The 16,981-nt window shown below is 32.6% G+C and carries 15 protein-coding genes; 9 read left to right on the forward strand and 6 right to left on the reverse strand.

Going from position 1 to position 16,981, the window contains the following annotated elements; all coding sequences use genetic code 11:
- Window positions 1-115 precede the first annotated feature (115 nt).
- A complete protein-coding gene (locus tag ACVBED_RS06070) occupies window positions 116-2,536 on the forward strand; it encodes an FtsK/SpoIIIE family DNA translocase (protein ID WP_447119391.1) in 2,421 nt (806 codons plus the stop codon).
- Between the two features lie 78 nt (window positions 2,537-2,614).
- Here the strand turns inward: ACVBED_RS06070 and ACVBED_RS06075 are convergent, their stop codons facing one another.
- Window positions 2,615-5,056 (reverse strand): TonB-dependent receptor plug domain-containing protein, encoded by a 2,442-nt coding sequence (locus ACVBED_RS06075; protein WP_447119393.1) that lies wholly within the window; start codon window positions 5,054-5,056, stop codon window positions 2,615-2,617.
- A gap of 360 nt (window positions 5,057-5,416) precedes the next feature.
- Between ACVBED_RS06075 and lolA1 the strand changes: the two genes are divergently transcribed.
- Window positions 5,417-6,058, forward strand: coding sequence for an outer membrane lipoprotein periplasmic chaperone LolA1 (lolA1, locus tag ACVBED_RS06080; protein ID WP_447119395.1), 642 nt, complete (start codon window positions 5,417-5,419; stop codon window positions 6,056-6,058).
- Window positions 6,059-6,128: 70 nt separating this feature from the next.
- Window positions 6,129-7,583 carry an LptF/LptG family permease gene (locus tag ACVBED_RS06085; protein ID WP_447119397.1) on the forward strand — a complete coding sequence of 485 codons (1,455 nt, stop codon included), beginning with the start codon at window positions 6,129-6,131 and terminating at the stop codon, window positions 7,581-7,583.
- A 127-nt stretch (window positions 7,584-7,710) separates the two neighbouring features.
- Here the strand turns inward: ACVBED_RS06085 and tpx are convergent, their stop codons facing one another.
- The 3 genes from tpx to pyrH form a co-directional block, all read right to left on the reverse strand.
- Window positions 7,711-8,289 carry a thiol peroxidase gene (gene tpx, locus ACVBED_RS06090; RefSeq protein WP_473094677.1) on the reverse strand — a complete coding sequence of 193 codons (579 nt, stop codon included), beginning with the start codon at window positions 8,287-8,289 and terminating at the stop codon, window positions 7,711-7,713.
- A 110-nt stretch (window positions 8,290-8,399) separates the two neighbouring features.
- Window positions 8,400-8,954 carry a ribosome recycling factor gene (gene frr, locus ACVBED_RS06095; protein ID WP_447119401.1) on the reverse strand — a complete coding sequence of 185 codons (555 nt, stop codon included), beginning with the start codon at window positions 8,952-8,954 and terminating at the stop codon, window positions 8,400-8,402.
- 60 nt (window positions 8,955-9,014) lie between these two features.
- Entirely contained in the window at window positions 9,015-9,722 is a 708-nt protein-coding gene (gene pyrH / locus ACVBED_RS06100; protein WP_473094678.1) for a UMP kinase, read from the reverse strand.
- A gap of 228 nt (window positions 9,723-9,950) precedes the next feature.
- On the opposite strand from pyrH, the gene porQ reads away from it, so the two are divergent.
- The 5 genes from porQ (at window position 9,951) to ACVBED_RS06125 (ending at window position 13,031) form a co-directional block, all read left to right on the forward strand.
- Window positions 9,951-10,931 carry a type IX secretion system protein PorQ gene (porQ, locus tag ACVBED_RS06105; RefSeq protein WP_473094679.1) on the forward strand — a complete coding sequence of 327 codons (981 nt, stop codon included), beginning with the start codon at window positions 9,951-9,953 and terminating at the stop codon, window positions 10,929-10,931.
- A gap of 42 nt (window positions 10,932-10,973) precedes the next feature.
- Complete coding sequence (gene cmk, locus ACVBED_RS06110; RefSeq protein ID WP_447119406.1) at window positions 10,974-11,648, forward strand: (d)CMP kinase; 675 nt, start codon at window positions 10,974-10,976, stop codon at window positions 11,646-11,648.
- Between the two features lie 79 nt (window positions 11,649-11,727).
- Complete coding sequence (locus ACVBED_RS06115; protein ID WP_447119408.1) at window positions 11,728-12,147, forward strand: YtxH domain-containing protein; 420 nt, start codon at window positions 11,728-11,730, stop codon at window positions 12,145-12,147.
- Between the two features lie 74 nt (window positions 12,148-12,221).
- Window positions 12,222-12,530, forward strand: a complete 309-nt coding sequence (locus ACVBED_RS06120) for a phage holin family protein (RefSeq protein ID WP_447119410.1) — start codon at window positions 12,222-12,224, stop codon at window positions 12,528-12,530.
- A 3-nt stretch (window positions 12,531-12,533) separates the two neighbouring features.
- Window positions 12,534-13,031 carry a phosphoribosyl-ATP pyrophosphatase gene (locus ACVBED_RS06125; RefSeq protein WP_447119412.1) on the forward strand — a complete coding sequence of 166 codons (498 nt, stop codon included), beginning with the start codon at window positions 12,534-12,536 and terminating at the stop codon, window positions 13,029-13,031.
- A 311-nt stretch (window positions 13,032-13,342) separates the two neighbouring features.
- Here the strand turns inward: ACVBED_RS06125 and ACVBED_RS06130 are convergent, their stop codons facing one another.
- Entirely contained in the window at window positions 13,343-13,570 is a 228-nt protein-coding gene (locus tag ACVBED_RS06130) for a hypothetical protein (RefSeq protein WP_447119414.1), read from the reverse strand.
- 93 nt (window positions 13,571-13,663) lie between these two features.
- Entirely contained in the window at window positions 13,664-14,389 is a 726-nt protein-coding gene (locus ACVBED_RS06135; protein WP_447119416.1) for a TrmH family RNA methyltransferase, read from the reverse strand.
- Between ACVBED_RS06135 and tamL the strand changes: the two genes are divergently transcribed.
- The gene (tamL, locus tag ACVBED_RS06140; protein WP_447119418.1) at window positions 14,375-16,963 is read left to right on the forward strand and encodes a translocation and assembly module lipoprotein TamL; all 2,589 of its coding nucleotides are present in this window, start codon (window positions 14,375-14,377) and stop codon (window positions 16,961-16,963) included. The two genes, ACVBED_RS06135 and tamL, sit on opposite strands and share 15 nt — an antisense overlap.
- Window positions 16,964-16,981 lie beyond the last annotated feature (18 nt).

Here is a 16,981-nt window from a genome sequence, read left to right on the forward strand (position 1 = left end):
CAAAAATAAGGATGATAATTTAGATAGACTAATAATTTAGATATTATAAGGTTGATATTAATCAGATAATTTAATGATTTTCAGTAAAAAATATTAAATTTGCCCTACTTGCATTATGGAAAAAAAAACTAAAATCACCGCCCAAAATAATTTACAATCATCCAAGATCCTTTCAAAACCACGGATTATATTCGGAGTTTTTTTCGTGATTACCTCAGTTGTGCTCACTTTTTCATTTATTTCTTATTTAATGAAATGGAAAAGTGACCAAAGTCAAGCTGGAACTTTGTTAGATAAAACCATAAAGTCTGACAATATTTTTGGTAAAATTGGCGACTGGCTGGGTAATTTTTTCATTTTTGAAAGTTTGGGAATTGCAGCTTTCATCGTGGCTTTTCTCTTTTTAGTGACAGGTCTTTTAGTGATGAAGAAAAATTATTTTAAGCCGTGGAAAACTTTTGGACATTCCCTCTTTTTTATTTGCTGGCTTCCAATTTTCATGGGTGCAGTTACTCGGGGAACCGGTGTTTTAAGTGGCGTATATGGCTTCCAAATAATGGATTTTTTAAATTCAATTATCGGGATTTTTGGTTTATGGATGGTACTTTTAGTAAGTATCGGACTTTATTTTATTTTAGAATTTAATCTTAATGCTTCTAATGTAAAATCTAAACTTAATGATTTAAATGACAATACTTTAGGTCGAGTGAAAAGCATGATGCCAAATTCAGCACAAAAATTCGATGCTGATGAAGAACTGGATTCTGAGATGGTAGAAAATTCAGCGGTAGAAATAGAAAATTTATATCATAATTCATCTTTAGAAACAACTTTAAATCTAAATGTCACAAGCGATATTGAACCCATAAAAACGCCGAATCAAACTTCATTTCGTTCTGAGCCTGAGACTTTTGAAAAAGAAAATATACCTGAACCTAAAGATAATTTTAAATTTGAAGTTGAAGTTCCGAAAGAAGATCTAAATGAATACGATCAAAAAGCACAGGATCTTGTTCAAAAACATGGTGAATACGACCACCGTTTGGAATTGGCTAAATTTCATATGCCGACTATTGATCTATTGAAAGATTATGGACCCGAAGAAATTCACGTTAACCAAGAAGAATTAGAAGAAAATAAAAATAAAATCGTTGGTTTACTAAAGACTTTTAATGTCGGAATTGCGGAAATTAAAGCGACAATTGGACCAACAGTTACTTTATATGAAATCGTTCCCGAAGCCGGAATTCGCGTTTCTGCAGTAAAAAAATTACAGGATGATATTGCTTTAAATCTTTCAGCTTTGGGAATTAGAATTATCGCACCGATGCCCGGAAAAGGAACTATTGGAATTGAAGTACCACGCAAAAATCCGACCATGGTTTCTATGCGATCGGTTATTTCTTCTGCAAAATTCCAGAATACTGACATGGACTTACCTGTTGTTTTTGGTAAAACCATTTCGAACGAAGTCTTCATCGCAGATTTAGCTAAAATGCCGCATTTACTCATGGCAGGCGCAACTGGACAGGGAAAATCTGTCGGAATTAACGCGATTTTAACCTCACTTTTATTTAAAAAACATCCGAGTGAATTAAAATTCGTGATGGTTGATCCAAAAAAAGTGGAATTGTCTCTTTATTCTAAAATTGAACGCCATTATTTAGCCAAACTGCCTGATGGAGAAGATGCAATCATTACCGACACACACAAGGTTATCAACACATTAAATTCGTTGTGTATTGAAATGGATCAGCGATATGATCTATTAAAAAATGCTTTCTGTAAAAATCTAAAAGAATACAATCAAAAATTTTCTCAGCGAAAATTAAATCCCGAAAATGGACACCGCTATTTGCCTTACATTGTTTTGGTCGTAGACGAATTTGCAGATTTAATTATGACCGCGGGCAAAGAAGTGGAACAACCAATTGCACGCTTAGCGCAACTTGCCAGAGCTGTGGGAATTCATTTAATCGTGGCAACACAAAGACCTTCTGTAAATGTAATTACAGGAATGATAAAGGCTAATTTTCCTGCTAGAGCTGCTTTCCGTGTGATTTCAAGTGTTGACTCACGAACAATTTTAGATTCACCGGGCGCCGATCAATTGATTGGAAAAGGCGACATGCTTTATTTTAACGGAAATGAAATTTTACGATTACAATGTGCTTTTGTAGATACGCCAGAAGTTGAAAGACTGGCAGATTTTATCGGCGAGCAAAAAGGCTATGCAAGTGCATATATGCTACCGGAATATTCTGCAGATGAAACAATTTCTACGGTCGGTGCTTTTGATCCTAACGAAAAAGACGCGCTTTTTGAAGATGCTGCGAGAATTGTCGTTTCTACGCAACAAGGTTCAACTTCTATGTTGCAACGGCAATTAAAACTCGGTTATAACCGCGCGGGAAGAATTATGGACCAATTAGAAGCCTGCGGAATTGTGGGCGGATTTAATGGTGCAAAAGCAAGAGAAGTTCAGATTTCTGATCTGCATTCTTTGGATAATTTTTTGCAGGAATTGCGAAAATAGAATTTATAATTTAGAAAACTCAAACAAAAAAGACCATTAATAACAATGGTCTTTTTACTTTTAAAAGAGCGAACTTTTTTAAAAAGTATAATTTACTCTCGTAAAAATTTGTCGGCCTGAGAAACCCATTTGAACGGGATCAAAAATACCGCCGGATTCAGTATTACCATTTGAAACAGCATCTTTTTGTAAACTTGGATATTGATTAAATAAATTTTTCATGCCCAAAGTAAAGTTGAAACTTTTCGTAAAATCGTAACCAAAAGATAGATCTGTGGTGTATCTAACCTCATATTTTTGATAATCAGTTGGACCGTTATACCCAATCAAAGTCACATTGTCAAATCTAACCTCTTGTAGGTTCACGTTAAATTTTTCAATTTTATAATTTAAACTCAAGTTAAATTTATTTTTAGGGGCTGAAGCCAAAATAAACGCCCGTTCTCTGGCACTTAAAAAGACATCTTCTTTACCCTTTAAATTGGTAGGTGTATGAACCGAAGTAATCTGCATATCATTTAAATTAGCGGCAAAACTGGCCGTTAATTTTCCCCTTCCGATATTTTCATTATAAGTTAAAATCACATCCAAACCTAAAGTTTTGGTGTCAATTGCGTTAGCAAAAAATTGTGCCTGATCCACTTTTGCATTAACTAAATCTTGTCCAATTTGACTGTCACTTTGATCAAAATTTCCGGTAAGAACAATTCTATCTTTTACTTTAACGTAATAACCATCAACAGTTGCTGTAAATTTATGAGAATTAAATGTAAATCCAGCACCACCGTTTACGGATTTTTCCTGTTTCAACAGAGGTATTCCAGCTGCTTTTGCTAAAGCACTGTTATTAGATGCTAATTGAATGGTAACCAACTTTCCGCCCTGGAAATTTGTAAAGTTTAAACCATAGTATTTTTGAACTAAAGAAGGCGCTCTAAATCCTGTAGAAATTGACCCTCTGAAAGCAAACTGACTAGAGATTTTATAACGTGTGGCAAATTTTCCATTTAATGTAGAACCAAAATCACTGTAATTTTCATATCTCGCAGCGGCAGAAACCATCCAATTTTTGGTAACATCCAATTCAGTGTCCACATAACCTGCAAAATTATTTCTATTTTGTTTTACACCCATAGAATATCCCGGAAAACCTTGCGAACCAGCCGGTCTCACATTTCCCGAGGAAGGGTTTGTAACCAGTAAATTTGCGGAAGTATTTGGTGTTACTATATTTCCATTAACATCATAAGCAGCATAAGATTGCTCCTCCCCTTTATAAATTTTAAACTGTTCAAATCTAAATTCTGATCCAAAAGCCACATTTAATCCATGTAAAACACTGTACGCTTTTGTCGCATTAAAACCTGTGGTATTTTGTAATAATGAATGCCCGCCAGCATCAAAAATTGTTTTAGATTTTGCGCCAAGGGTCGCATTTACAGTATTTTCAATATTATACAAGAATTGATTATTTCCCAAGGAATTATAAAGATCAACATCAAAATCTGCCAATTTAAATTTTAATCCATTATTGAAATTAAAATCGTTGATTTTAGTGTGTTCAATCGGATTAAAACCGTTAGGGAAAATTGCTGGAACATTTCCATCGGCATCCGGACTTCTCGTCCAGGCATAAGAATGGGTGTCTCTAAAAGAATAACCGCCAAAAGAATAAAACTTAGTTTGCTCAGAAAGTGGTACTTCTGCATTGTAAAATAAATAGAGATTATTGGATTTTGCATCACCGAATCTTTGTCGTGGCGCCTGATACAGATCTGGATTTGCATTTCTAATGGCAAAACCTTTGTTTACAATTTCACCTGTTACATTTATAAAACCACCTTTATTACCCAATTTTGCACCGTAATTTCCACTAAAGTCAAATGTTAATCCATCCAGTTTTTTATCAGAAACTATATCATTTCCACCTTTTGGACTTCTAAATAAATTTAAACCATAAAATGCTTTAGCTTCAAACCCTTTATTCCTGTCATTTAAAATTACATTTATAACACCGGCAATAGCATCAGAACCATACTGAGCAGCAGCACCGTCTCGTAAAACTTCAATCCTTTTTATACCGTCTACAGGAATTGTATTCATGTCAGTACCGGTATTGCCACGCCCCTTAGTACCAAATAAATTGACCAGTGAAGACTGGTGGTACCTTTTACCATTTAATAATACCAACGTTTGGTCTGGTCCTAAACCTCGCAAAGTCGCTGGATCTACAGAATCAGCACCATCTGAACCCGATTGCTTGTTAGAATTAAAAGAAGGAGCAGAAAACTGTAAAAGTTGATTCACTTCTACTTGACCCGTTGCACGGCTGATCTGTTTCACGTCAATCACATCCACCGGAACCGGTGAGTCGATGACCGTTCTTTTTTTATTTCTGCTTCCAGTAAGTGTTATCTCATCAATTTTTTTTGAAGTAATTGAATCATTTGCTTTAGTACTTTCTTGCGCAAATGTAAATATTGACGCACATAAAATCACGGGGATAATAATTTTTTTCATGGGTTCTGATTAATTTTAACCAAATGTAGAGATATTTTAAGTCTAACTATTGCTTATTTTGTAAAAATATTTGAATTTTAATTTAAATTTATTAATACATTGTACTACATTCTAAAATTATCTAAAAAATAGTAAATATTTTGAAAATCCTTATACTTGATGATACTCTGAGGAACATTTATGTATTGATTTATTTACATAGCCTTATATTTGCCGGAATAAAATCAACTTTGCTTCAGTAAAAATTTAATTAAAATTCTTGGAATACTTTTTGAAATTAGTTACCCTGAAAAAAAATAAATTTAAACAGTAGTTTAACTTATTCAAATTTTTCTTATCTAAATTATGAAAATAAAATATATGAAATTTCTAAAAAAAATCACTTTTACACTATTCGTTTTTTGCCTTTTTGGCTTTCCAAAAGCACAAAGAATAGATACAAAATCTAAAACAATTTTAGATGCCGTAACTAAAAATTACAAAGCAAACAGTAATTCCTATTTTAAATTTATCTACGGATCTGGCAGCGGAAAAATCACCAAAACTGAACCTGGAATTTTTTACAGTTCTAATGATAAATATAAGCTAAAAATAATGGGATCTGAACAGATATTTGATGGTAATAAAATATACAATATCAGCGCTGAACAACATGAAGTGACTATTGCCAAGCCAAATGGGAGTGAGGCAATGTTTTCACCTTTAAATTATTTAGATTCTTACAGCAAAGACTACAACGTAAAATATCTTGGGAAAATAAGTGTAAATGGTGTCAACGCGGAAAGAATTCAGTTGACCCCGATTAAAAATAATGGTTTAAAATACGTGTACCTGTATGTAAATTACGCGAAAAATCAGTTGGTGAAAATTGAACAGTTTTCAAAAGACAACACTATTTCTGTAATCGCTATCTCAGATTATAAAGAAAACCAGAAACTGTCTCCCGATCTCTTTTCTTTTAATAAAAATAACTACAAAAATTATATTATTACAGAACTTTAAACGCTATTAAATTCTGTTAAAAATTAAGCCCCGAAGTAAAACTTTGAGGCTTTTTGTTTAAATTTGACGCATGTTTAAAAAACTGGATTGGTATATCATTAAAACTTTCTTCGGCCCATTTATTTTTATATTCAGTGTTTTGTTTTTCATCTTCATTGTGAATATAATATGGATTCAACTGGGTCAGTTTTTAGGTAAAGGCCTAAGCTACTTTGAAATTTTAAAACTTCTATTTTACATGGGAGTCAGTGTAATTACGTTAGTATTACCGCTGACAATTCTACTGTCATCAATTATGACTTTTGGTACGTTAGGTGAGCAATATGAGCTTGCAGCAATGAAAGCAGCAGGCATTTCTTTAACCAGAATTATGGCACCACTTTTTTTTACGGTCACTTTTCTTGCTATCCTACTATTCTTATTTTCAAATAACATCATTCCTGATTTTCAACGTAAAGCCAAAAATATGTTTTATAACATTGCGGCAACAAAACCTGCATTAAACTTCACACCTGGACAATTTATTGATCAGATACCTGGTTTTCAGGTAAAATTTGATAAAATTATAGGTGAAAAGGGAGAGGATATTCAAGGTGTTTTTGTCCATAAGAAAGCAAATTCTTTTGAAAACCAACAATCTATCGTCGCAAAACGCGGAAAATTTTCTCCTGGAAAAGATAAAAATTATCTAAAATTAGTGCTGTACGACGGTTATGTCTATGAAGATGAAATTTCTAATAAAGATTATAAAGAGCGATTAAAACAGCCCGATCAATCCATAAAATTTGATACTTTGGTATCTCATTTCGATATTAGTGAATTAATAAAAAGTGCCATCGAAGATCAAAAGATTACGGATGACTACCGCTTTGAAAACTTCTCCCAATTAAATAAATCAATAGCACAAAATAGAAAAGATAATAAAGTAAATTTTACCGGAATCAGCGATGAATTTATTAGCCAGACTAATAATTACATTAACTATGTGGACGCTATAAAACCCACTAAACCAGTTGTCCAGCAGCTAAAATTTGATACTATGAAAGAGCAGAAAAAGCTAGAATTACTATTTTCTGCCTATTCAAAAATTGAAGCTTTAAAAAATGTAAATATTGGTAAACAGGATGAAATATTAACATCTGTAAAATATTATAGTAAAATTGTAATGTATCAGCAAAGAATTTTTGCCTACTCAGTTACGTGCATTATCTTTTTCCTGATTGGCGCCAGTTTGGGTTCTATTATTCGTAAAGGTGGTATGGGATTGCCTGTAGTAATTGCTATAATTGTTTTCATTATTTTTTACGTTATAAATCTAAGTGTTGAAAATTTGGCTTGGGCAGGCAAAATGAATCCTTATTTTGCAACTTGGCTACCGAATTTAGTTCTATTTCCGTTTGGAATTTGGCTTACTTATAAAGCTTTGAGAGATTCTCAAGTTTTCGATGTTGAAAAATATAAACTCTGGTTAAAACCAGTTATCGCTTTATTTACAAAGAAAAAGGAACATGCAAGATATCAGTAGATTTTAAATTAATTTTAATCGAAAATAAATTGTGAAGAAAAAATCAGAGTTGCAAAAATTACACGAAAAAAAAAAAGATTCAGCGCAAACTGAATCTTTTTTTGTTATCATAAAATTTGTTCAAATCTTAGGGTTTACTATTGATCGCAGCAATTGCAGCCTCATAATTTGGTTCATGAGCAATATCAGAAACCTGCTCTTCGTAAATTATTTTTCCTTCAGGATTTATAATAACTACTGCTCTGCTTAGCAAACCTTTCATGCCGCTATCTGCTATTTTCACTCCATATTTTTCACCAAAATCTGAGCGAAAATCTGACAACATCACTACGTTTTTAATTCCTTCTGCTCCACAAAATCTTTTTTGAGCAAAGGGTAAATCTTTTGAAATACACAAAACTGTTGTATTTGTTAATTTAGCTGCATCTTCATTAAAATGACGCACAGACGCAGAACAAACACCCGTATCAACACTTGGAAAAATATTTAACAATACATATTTACCTTTAAAATCAGTTAGCGATTTCTGCATCATGCTATTATCCGTTAAACTAAAATCAGGTGCCTTATCCCCTTTTTTAGGCAGATTTCCTACAATATGAATGGTTTTTCCGCCAGCTAAAACCGCCGATTGTTTCGTTTGTTGGGCACCAGAACTAAAAAACATTCCGCAAAGAATAGTTGAAAGCAATATTTTCTTAATCATAATATTTATTTATTGGTCAAATTTAAATTATTTTATTAGTATTAAAATTTATTAAGTAATCTTTTATTGTAAAAAAAAAGATTTAGCAAAACTGAATCTTTACAATTATTTTAAACTTTTAGAATTTCTTCCTCTTTATGCTTGAGCGTATCCTCAGATTTTTTGGAATATTGATCTGTCAAAACTTGGATGTCTGCCTCAACATTTTTAATAAGATCTTCAGAAACACCTTCCAGTTTTCTTAATTCTTTCATACCTTCCTGGCGTGCATTACGGATGACCACTTTTGTCTGCTCATTTTCCGCTTTTGCATTTTTCGCTAATTCTTTACGGCGGTCCTCTGTCAACGGAGGTACATTAATGATAATATTATCCCCGTTATTGGATGGTGCAAAACCTAAATTGGAATTAATGATTGCTTTTTCGATGGCGCCGATTGCTTTTTTATCCCACGGTTGAATGGAAATCGTCATAGCATCTGGAACCATTAAATTTGCCACTTGGTTTATGGGAGTCATACTTCCATAATATTCTACCATCACGTCTTGAATCATTGAGGTAGAAGCCCTTCCCGCACGTATTTTTTGGAAAGCGTGTTCTTGGTGTTTTAAAGCAGCGTCCATTTCCTGTTTTACGGACATTACTATTAGATCTAATTCTTCCATTGTATATTTAAAATTTGATAATTGACACATTAATTAGTTGATAATTGATTGTTACAAAAATTACGCTTTCACTAAAGTTCCAATAGTTTCTCCATTAATGACTTTTAAAAGATTTCCTTTTTTATTCATATCAAAAACGATTATCGGCAGATTATTTTCCTGGCTTAAAGTGAAAGCCGTCATATCCATTACTTTTAGATTCTTTTTATAAACTTCGTCAAAGGAAAGTGAATTGAATTTTATAGCATCGGCATTTTTCTCCGGATCACTGTCATATATCCCATCAACGCGGGTTCCTTTTAAAATAACATCTGCATCAATTTCGATTGCTCTTAAAGTTGCCGCCGTATCTGTTGTAAAATATGGATTCCCGGTTCCTGCACCAAAAATAACAACTCTTCCTTTTTCTAAATGTCTTGTGGCTTTTCTTTTGATAAAGGGTTCGGCAATTTTATCCATTTCAATGGCAGATTGTAATCTGGTATAAATTCCTGCATCCTCTAAAGCGCCTTGCAAAGCCATTCCATTAATAACTGTAGCAAGCATTCCCATATAATCGCCTTGTACTCTATCCATTCCTTTTGCAGCGCCTGCTAAACCACGAAAAATATTTCCGCCTCCAATAACTATTGCAACTTGGCATCCTGCATCGATGGCTTGTTTAATTTCCAGGGCGTATTCTACTAAACGGTCATTGTCTATGCCATACTGCCGATTTCCCATTAAAGCTTCGCCACTCAGTTTCAGTAAAATTCTTTTATATTTCATTTTATTTATATTAGTTTTTAATGGTCAGATGCTAAATTCATCATGATTTTCTTCGTCATGAATGTTTTATCTTTAGTTTCTAATTGGTCTTTAACCGATTATTTTTTTGCAAATATAAGGAATCAGGAATAATATCGTTATAGAAATATATTTTTGCGAGAGCAATTATTTTTAATTTAATTCAATTATTTTTGTAAATATTTAACACACTTGAAGGGAAAATTTTCTTTGTTTTTTTTAATAATCATTTTTTTTACTTTCGCCCAGTCTGGCGAGAACGTTTATCCGTTTATGAACATTCCAGTTTCTGCAAGGCAAGCTGCTTTGGGTGGTGATGCCATTTCAATTAGAGATTTTGACGTTAGTTTTGCAGGAATAAATCCCGGTTTGATGAATTTAGATCAAGATCAGCGGATTTCCATGACTTTTGCAAACTATTTAGCAGGTTCCAAATATGGAACAATTGCCTATGTAAAAGATTTAGGACGTGGCAATTTAGTAAGTTTTAATGCGCGCTATATGGATTACGGTTCAACGCCCAGAACTGATGAAAGCTCACAAATTTTTGGCAATTTTGGTGCAATTGATGCCACAATAGGTGCAGGTTACGCTTTACAGTTTGAAGACAACTGGACAATCGGAATGAATTTAAATTTTATTACTTCCAAAATTGACACTTATACTTCAATGGCAGTTGGTGCAAGCGCCGGCGTCACTTATCACAACGACAAAAGTAACGAGACTGCGTCTTTGCTTTTTAGAAATTTCGGCTATCAGTTTAAACCTTTTAATGGTGTACGCGAGACACTTCCATTTCGTGTAGATTTAGGTTATACTAAGATTTTAGATGATTTTCCTTTAGCTGTTACCATTACTGCGCACGATTTACAGCAATTAAATATTTCACAGGATATCAATATTAATGGAGAACCTATCCGATGGACCAGAAAAGTAGCAGATCATTTTTCTTTTGGCGTAGAACTTTTTCCAGAACAGGCCTTTAATGTTCGTTTAGGTTATAATGTGAAGCGTGGCAATGAGCTAGCCATTTTAGACCAAAGAAATTTTTCAGGGATTTCTGCGGGATTTGGAATAAAAATATCCTCGTTCAGGTTTGATTATTCTCATGTGCGTTATAATAATTCCTCAAACGTCAATTTGATAGGTGTAAGTTTGGATATGATTGAACTTACAGGCGGCCGCAGATAATTTCCGTTTTGATATTTAAAAATTTTTAAGCAAATTTGTGATATGAGAAAACCAGTGATTGCGGTAGACGGTTATTCGTCCACCGGCAAAAGTTCGATTTCTAAAATAATTGCTCAAAAATTAAATCTTGTTCATCTGGACACAGGATCGCTTTATCGCGCTATCACTTATTATTCTTTGAAAAATTGTTTAAATCCTGATGGTAAAATAAATTTAGAACTTCTCTACAAAGATTTTCCGACAATAAAAATCACCTTTAAAGAAGAAAATCACGAATTGAAAATTTATTTAAACGGGGAAAGAATGTCTCAGAAAATTCGGCAAATGAAAGTAAATAACCACGTTAGCTTTATCGCAAAACAACCGAAGATTAGATCATTCCTTTTAAATCTCCAAAAAGACATTGCTAATGATGGAGGTGTAATTATGGATGGAAGAGATATTGGTGCGTTTGTTTTACCTAACGCTGATTTTAAATTTTTCCTCACGGCAAGCATTGAAGAACGGACTAAAAGAAGGTTTCGCGAGTTACAAAATTCTGGAGTAGACACTGATGAAGAAACGGTTCGCGACAATTTAATTAAAAGAGACAGAATTGACAGTGAACGAAAAGTTTCACCTTTAAAACAAGCGGAAAATGCCTTATTAATTGACAATACTTTTCTTACAAAAGAGGAAACAATTGATCTGATATTATCAAAAATAAAGAAAATCTGACAAAAATATACATTGCTCCTTTTTGGTACGTTTGTTGTAATTTAATCTGGACAAATTATTAACAATAAAAATTATAAACATGTCAAAAAAAGGTAACAATAATGTAGCTGGTGTTTTAGCTGGATTATTAGCTGGTGCAGCTGCAGGTGTGGTTTTAGGAATGCTTTACGCACCAGAAGAAGGAACTGAAACAAGAAAAAAAATTAAAAGCAAAGCGAAGGATCTTAAAAGCCAGGCAGAAGAAAAATATGCTGAAGTTTCTGAAAAAGCGAAAGATAAATATGCTGAAGTTTCTGAAATAGCAAAAGATAAATATAATCATTATTCTGAAAAAGCAAAAGACACCTATACAAATCTTTCAGAAAATGTAAAAGGCACTGCTGATAAAGTTGCTACCAACGTTAAAGAAGGCTATGATAAATATAAAGATCAGGCTGGAAGTAAAATGGCAGATCTTTCTAAAGATTTGGAAAACGAGCTTGACAGCTTAAAATCTTAGAGAATATCTAAGAGGAATTTATTAGAAAGGAACTTGTAAAAGTTCCTTTTTTTGTAACTTTATAAAAATTTAATATGCTTGAAACTTTAAAAGAATTTATCTCTAAAAAATTGGAGCTTTTGAGAATGGAAGCGGCTGAAAAAATAGTAATAATTTTCAGTTTTTTAGCCTTCTTAATGATTTTAGTAATTGTTTTTGTATTATTTGTTATACTTTTAAACATCGGTATTGGTCTTTACATAGGACATTTAATGGGAAATTATGCCTATGGAATACTTATAGTTGCAGCGTTCTATCTTATTATCATTGTATTGACAATTCTTGCGAAAAATACCATTAAGAACAAAGTATCGAATTTTATTTTAAAAAGTTTAAACTCCTAAATTATGGCTAATAAATATAATAGTTTAGATGAACTTCGCAGAAAGAAGAAATTGCTCCAATCAGAGGTTGACCATTTAGAAAGCCTACTAACTTTTGATAATGCTAAAGAAAGTCTAAGTGTTCTAACTGGCGGTTTTTCTGATAGCTTTCTTAAAGAAGTTGTCAACGAGGACGGCGAGACGTCCATTTCCTTAAAAACGAAAGAGATTGTTGATTCTGTCGCAGACGGTGTTAAAAATACATTCACCAAGAAAGACACTTTGCTCGATTTTGCGAAAAGTGAATTAGGGAGCAGTCTCGCAGAGAATGCTGTAAAGCTTGCAATTGTAGGATTTGTAGGTAATTATGCCAAAAAAAGCTTGGAAGATACAAGTGTCAAAAAGAAATTAATTGGGCTGGTCTTAATTTATTTAGCACCTTCAATTTTAAGATTCATTCGTAAAAAATTACAGGAATTTCATAAAAATGCTAGAATTAGTTCGATGGAACAACTTATTTAAGTTTGCTATTTGAAGTCTTTCTGTATAACTATTCAAGGAATAACTTCTAATGTGGTCTACTTGAACCAAAGAATCTAAACTTTCTTTTCACTTTCTTTAGTGAAATCTTCAAAATTTTACCTTCTTTAAAAGGTCTTAGAATCAGACAAGTTCGCCCAAATTTTAAAACTCTATAAACTTCTTTCACCGCTGAAAAGTCGTTTAAAATATCATAGTTAATGATAAGATCAAATTTATTTGATTCTGCTTTCATTTAAAAACTCGTCTGCAAAATCTGTCTGGAAATAATTGATTTCCTTGTTTTTTTTCAACTACTTAAATATACATCTTAAAGGTGAAAAATCTAAAATAGTATTTCCTGGTTTATTTAAATAACCTTCATTCAAAATTTTCCATAATCTTTTTGTTGTTGGCAGACTGCCACAAATCAAGCAAAGTAAATCCCCATTATCCAAAACTTTAAAGGCTTTTAATTTGCTTTTATAAGTATTGCGTTCACAATTGTTCCATTCATATAATGAATATAAAACTTTACGCAAATTTTCTTTATATTTAAAAAGAAACCTGTTCGGAAAAATTACTTTTAGAATATTTTTTTAAACTTAATAAACCATTACAGATTAAATTATAAATCATTTTGAGAATATTTGCCCTAAAATAATTCCAGTCGCCATTGAAACATTTAGACTTTCTGTAGTTTTAAATTTACCAAACCTTGGAATATTAATTTTATGGTGTAATCTACTAAAAGTTTCACTTCTCATCCCGTTTCCTTCATTACCCAGAATTAGATTAAAACTCTCCGGAAAATGAAAATTATAAATGTTTTCGCCTTCCATATCCGTACCAATATTAATATTTTTAGTTTCCGACAGATAATTTTCCAAGTTTTTATAAACAATATTAACGCGTAAAAAACTGCCCATACTTGCCATCACCACTTTAGGATTTAAAAAATCTACGGTGTCTTCACTGCAAATAATTTGTTCGATACCAAACCAATCTGCTAATCTTATAATAGTGCCCAAATTTCCTGGATCTTGAATTCCATCTAAAATAATTTGTTTTGTAAACTCTTCAAAAATTCTTTCTTTAGGAATTTCGCACAATGCAACAGAATCTTTTGGATGTTGTAAAAAGCTGATTTTTTTTAAGTCAGAGTTGGAAACTTCATTAATTTCACAGTTTTTGAAATTAAAATTATCCAGATCTGTAGAAAAAATTTCCTTAATTATAAAGGGTGAATTAACCATTTCACGGATAATTTTGTTACCCTCAACCAAAAACAATTTGTATTTTTGTCTGAACTTCTTTTTATCCAGAGACTGAATAATTTTTATTTTATGAGACGACAGCATTTTTTAAAATATCTTCAAAAGTATTACATATTAATCTTTTCTGCAACTGCCCTACTTCTAATTTTTGCCTGCAGTACCACAAAAAAAGTTCCTGAAGGGGAATTTTTATTGACAAAAAATAATTTTAAATTTAATGATGGTAAAATTTACAGCGACCAGATCGCAACTTTAGTCAGTCAAAAACCCAACAAAAAATCAGTTATGCTATTTCCGTTAAGTTTGTGGTTTTACAATGCTACAAATCCCAAGTATGACAGTATTCTTAATGAGTATATGACCTATCCAAGTGCGATTAGAAATCAAAAACTTCGGGATTCACTTTTCGTCAAGTTTGATCATCCTGAATATTTCGGCAAAAATTTATTCTGGAATCGTTTTTTTCATACTTTAGGTGACCCTCCAGTAATTTTAGATCAGGGTAAAACCCAGTCGAGCGCAAATTTAATTAGAAAATATTTGGTATTTCACGGTTATTGGGATTCTGAAGTAAAATATAAACATGATCTCGATTCGGCCGCTAAAAAAGCGCAGACCAATTACTTAATCACACATAAAGATCCTACTTTCATAAAAGAATATCTTTACGACATCAAAGATCCGCACGTTAAAGAACTTTACGAGTGGAATATTGACAAAAATTTAATAAGACAGGGCGAGATTTTAAATCAGCAAAAGTTAGAAGATGAAGTGAAACGCATTGATGAACTGATGAAGCAAAACGGTTACTTTTCATTTAACAATACTAATGAAGAAATCTATTTTACGGCAGACACTTTGAGCAGCAGAAAGCAAGTACCACTAACGATGAAGATTGATTCTACTTATAAAAAAGCAACTATCGGAAAAATCGATATTGCTGTCGTTGGAAAAGTAAAAGACTATCCAAAAAACACTACTACGGACAGCTTACGGGGAATCAAGATCCATTTAACAGACAATCAATATAAAACAAATGCGTTGTGGAGAACTGTCACTCTTACTCCGGGTGAAATTTATGATCAAAAAAATCTTGATTTAACCCGTCGGAACTTGTTAGCGATGAATAATTTCAGTATTTTATCTTCTCAGATTGATCTGCGTGAAGGCGGCAAAGCCCCGCCAAATGACAGTATTATAGATGTTTTATATCTCTTAAAACCACTTCCAAAATTTGAACTAAAAGTAGCCACAGATATTAATTACAGTCAATTATTAAATTTAGGCGTTTCTCCCTCGGTTGATCTTACAAGTCGAAATATTTTTGGAGGTGCAGAAAATCTTTCATCGAGTATTTCCGGAACATTTGGATCAATCAGAAGCGCAAAAAATCTGGATAAAAGAAGTTTGGCCTATGAATTATCGACGCAGTTTTCTTTAAGTTTTCCGCGCCTTTTGTTGCCATTTGCTTATTGGAAAATCATTCCAAAACGTTTCTCACCTACTTCCTCCATTACTTTAGGTGCATCAGTACAAAATAATATAGGTCTTGGAAGAATTAATTTCAATGCAGGTTTAAATTATTTTGCTAATATAGATGACCGCGTTACGCACCGATTATCAATTTTTAATACCCAATTGAGTTTGACCCAAAACAAAGACAAATATTTTGATTATTTCCCTGCAGATTTTGGATTTCGGCAAGATACTTTTAATCTCTATTTCCTAACAAATCCCGCTATTCAATCGGCGTTACAAAGTGGACAGCTTACAAATGATCAGGTTTCTGCAATTATATATAATGATCCTGTATTTTCAAAATCACTTAATGCCGAGCAGCTTAATACTTATAATAATTTTGCTCAAAGTTTATTTAATAAAGAAAGACAGACGCAGGATGTCTTGATCAGTTCACTTATATATAACTACACCTATAATGAAATTGGTAAAAAAGAATATGAAAATCCCTTTTTTATTAATGGTAAAGTAGAATTTGCCGGTAATTTACTTTCACTTTTAAGTAAAAAAGAGAATCAAAATAATGTTTTTGCAGATAAAACTAAAACTGTTTTTAATATTCCATACTCACAATTTGTAAAATTTGATCTAGAGTTCAGAAAATATTTTACATTTTCAATGAAGAACGGCTCGAAAAATACTTTGGCGCTTCGCCAATTAATTGGTGTCGGAATTCCTTATGGAAACTCAGTAAATATGCCTTTTGTGAGGTCTTACTTTAATGGCGGCTCTAATGATATCCGCGCATGGACGGCTTTTGGTGGTTTGGGTCCGGCTGATTCTCAACTGGATGAAAGAATTCGCTCGTACATTTTGGATAACGTAAAACTAACTACTTCCATTGAATACAGAATGCCTTTCACAAAAATGTTTGAAGGTGCTGTTTTTACGGATGCTGGGAATATTTGGAGTTTAAAAGATAATGGACTAGGTGATCAGTTTAAATTTTCCAAATTCCTCTCACAGATGGGGGTTGGAAGTGGTGTTGGCTTAAGAATAAATGTCGCATATATTACATTGCGTTTAGATTTAGCTTATAAAATCTACGATCCTAATAAGCCTGAAGGAGACCGCTGGAGATTTAGTAAAATTCAACCTTTAAAACCAACACTTAATTTCGCATTTGGTTATCCATTTTAATCATCATTTTAAGACATT

It is taken from the genome of Halpernia sp. GG3 (assembly GCF_052976925.2).

Coding starts and splice junctions, on each gene's coding strand:
- pyrH (WP_473094678.1), bottom strand. CDS start 9,722: ATGAAATATAAAAGAATTTTACTGAAACTGAGTGGCGAAGCTTTAATG.
- ACVBED_RS06115 (WP_447119408.1), top strand. CDS start 11,728: ATGTCAAAAAAAGGTAACAATAATGTAGCTGGTGTTTTAGCTGGATTA.
- ACVBED_RS06135 (WP_447119416.1), bottom strand. CDS start 14,389: ATGCTGTCGTCTCATAAAATAAAAATTATTCAGTCTCTGGATAAAAAG.
- cmk (WP_447119406.1), top strand. CDS start 10,974: ATGAGAAAACCAGTGATTGCGGTAGACGGTTATTCGTCCACCGGCAAA.
- tpx (WP_473094677.1), bottom strand. CDS start 8,289: ATGATTAAGAAAATATTGCTTTCAACTATTCTTTGCGGAATGTTTTTT.
- ACVBED_RS06085 (WP_447119397.1), top strand. CDS start 6,129: ATGTTTAAAAAACTGGATTGGTATATCATTAAAACTTTCTTCGGCCCA.
- ACVBED_RS06120 (WP_447119410.1), top strand. CDS start 12,222: ATGCTTGAAACTTTAAAAGAATTTATCTCTAAAAAATTGGAGCTTTTG.
- ACVBED_RS06125 (WP_447119412.1), top strand. CDS start 12,534: ATGGCTAATAAATATAATAGTTTAGATGAACTTCGCAGAAAGAAGAAA.
- tamL (WP_447119418.1), top strand. CDS start 14,375: ATGAGACGACAGCATTTTTTAAAATATCTTCAAAAGTATTACATATTA.
- ACVBED_RS06070 (WP_447119391.1), top strand. CDS start 116: ATGGAAAAAAAAACTAAAATCACCGCCCAAAATAATTTACAATCATCC.
- lolA1 (WP_447119395.1), top strand. CDS start 5,417: ATGAAATTTCTAAAAAAAATCACTTTTACACTATTCGTTTTTTGCCTT.
- ACVBED_RS06075 (WP_447119393.1), bottom strand. CDS start 5,056: ATGAAAAAAATTATTATCCCCGTGATTTTATGTGCGTCAATATTTACA.
- frr (WP_447119401.1), bottom strand. CDS start 8,954: ATGGAAGAATTAGATCTAATAGTAATGTCCGTAAAACAGGAAATGGAC.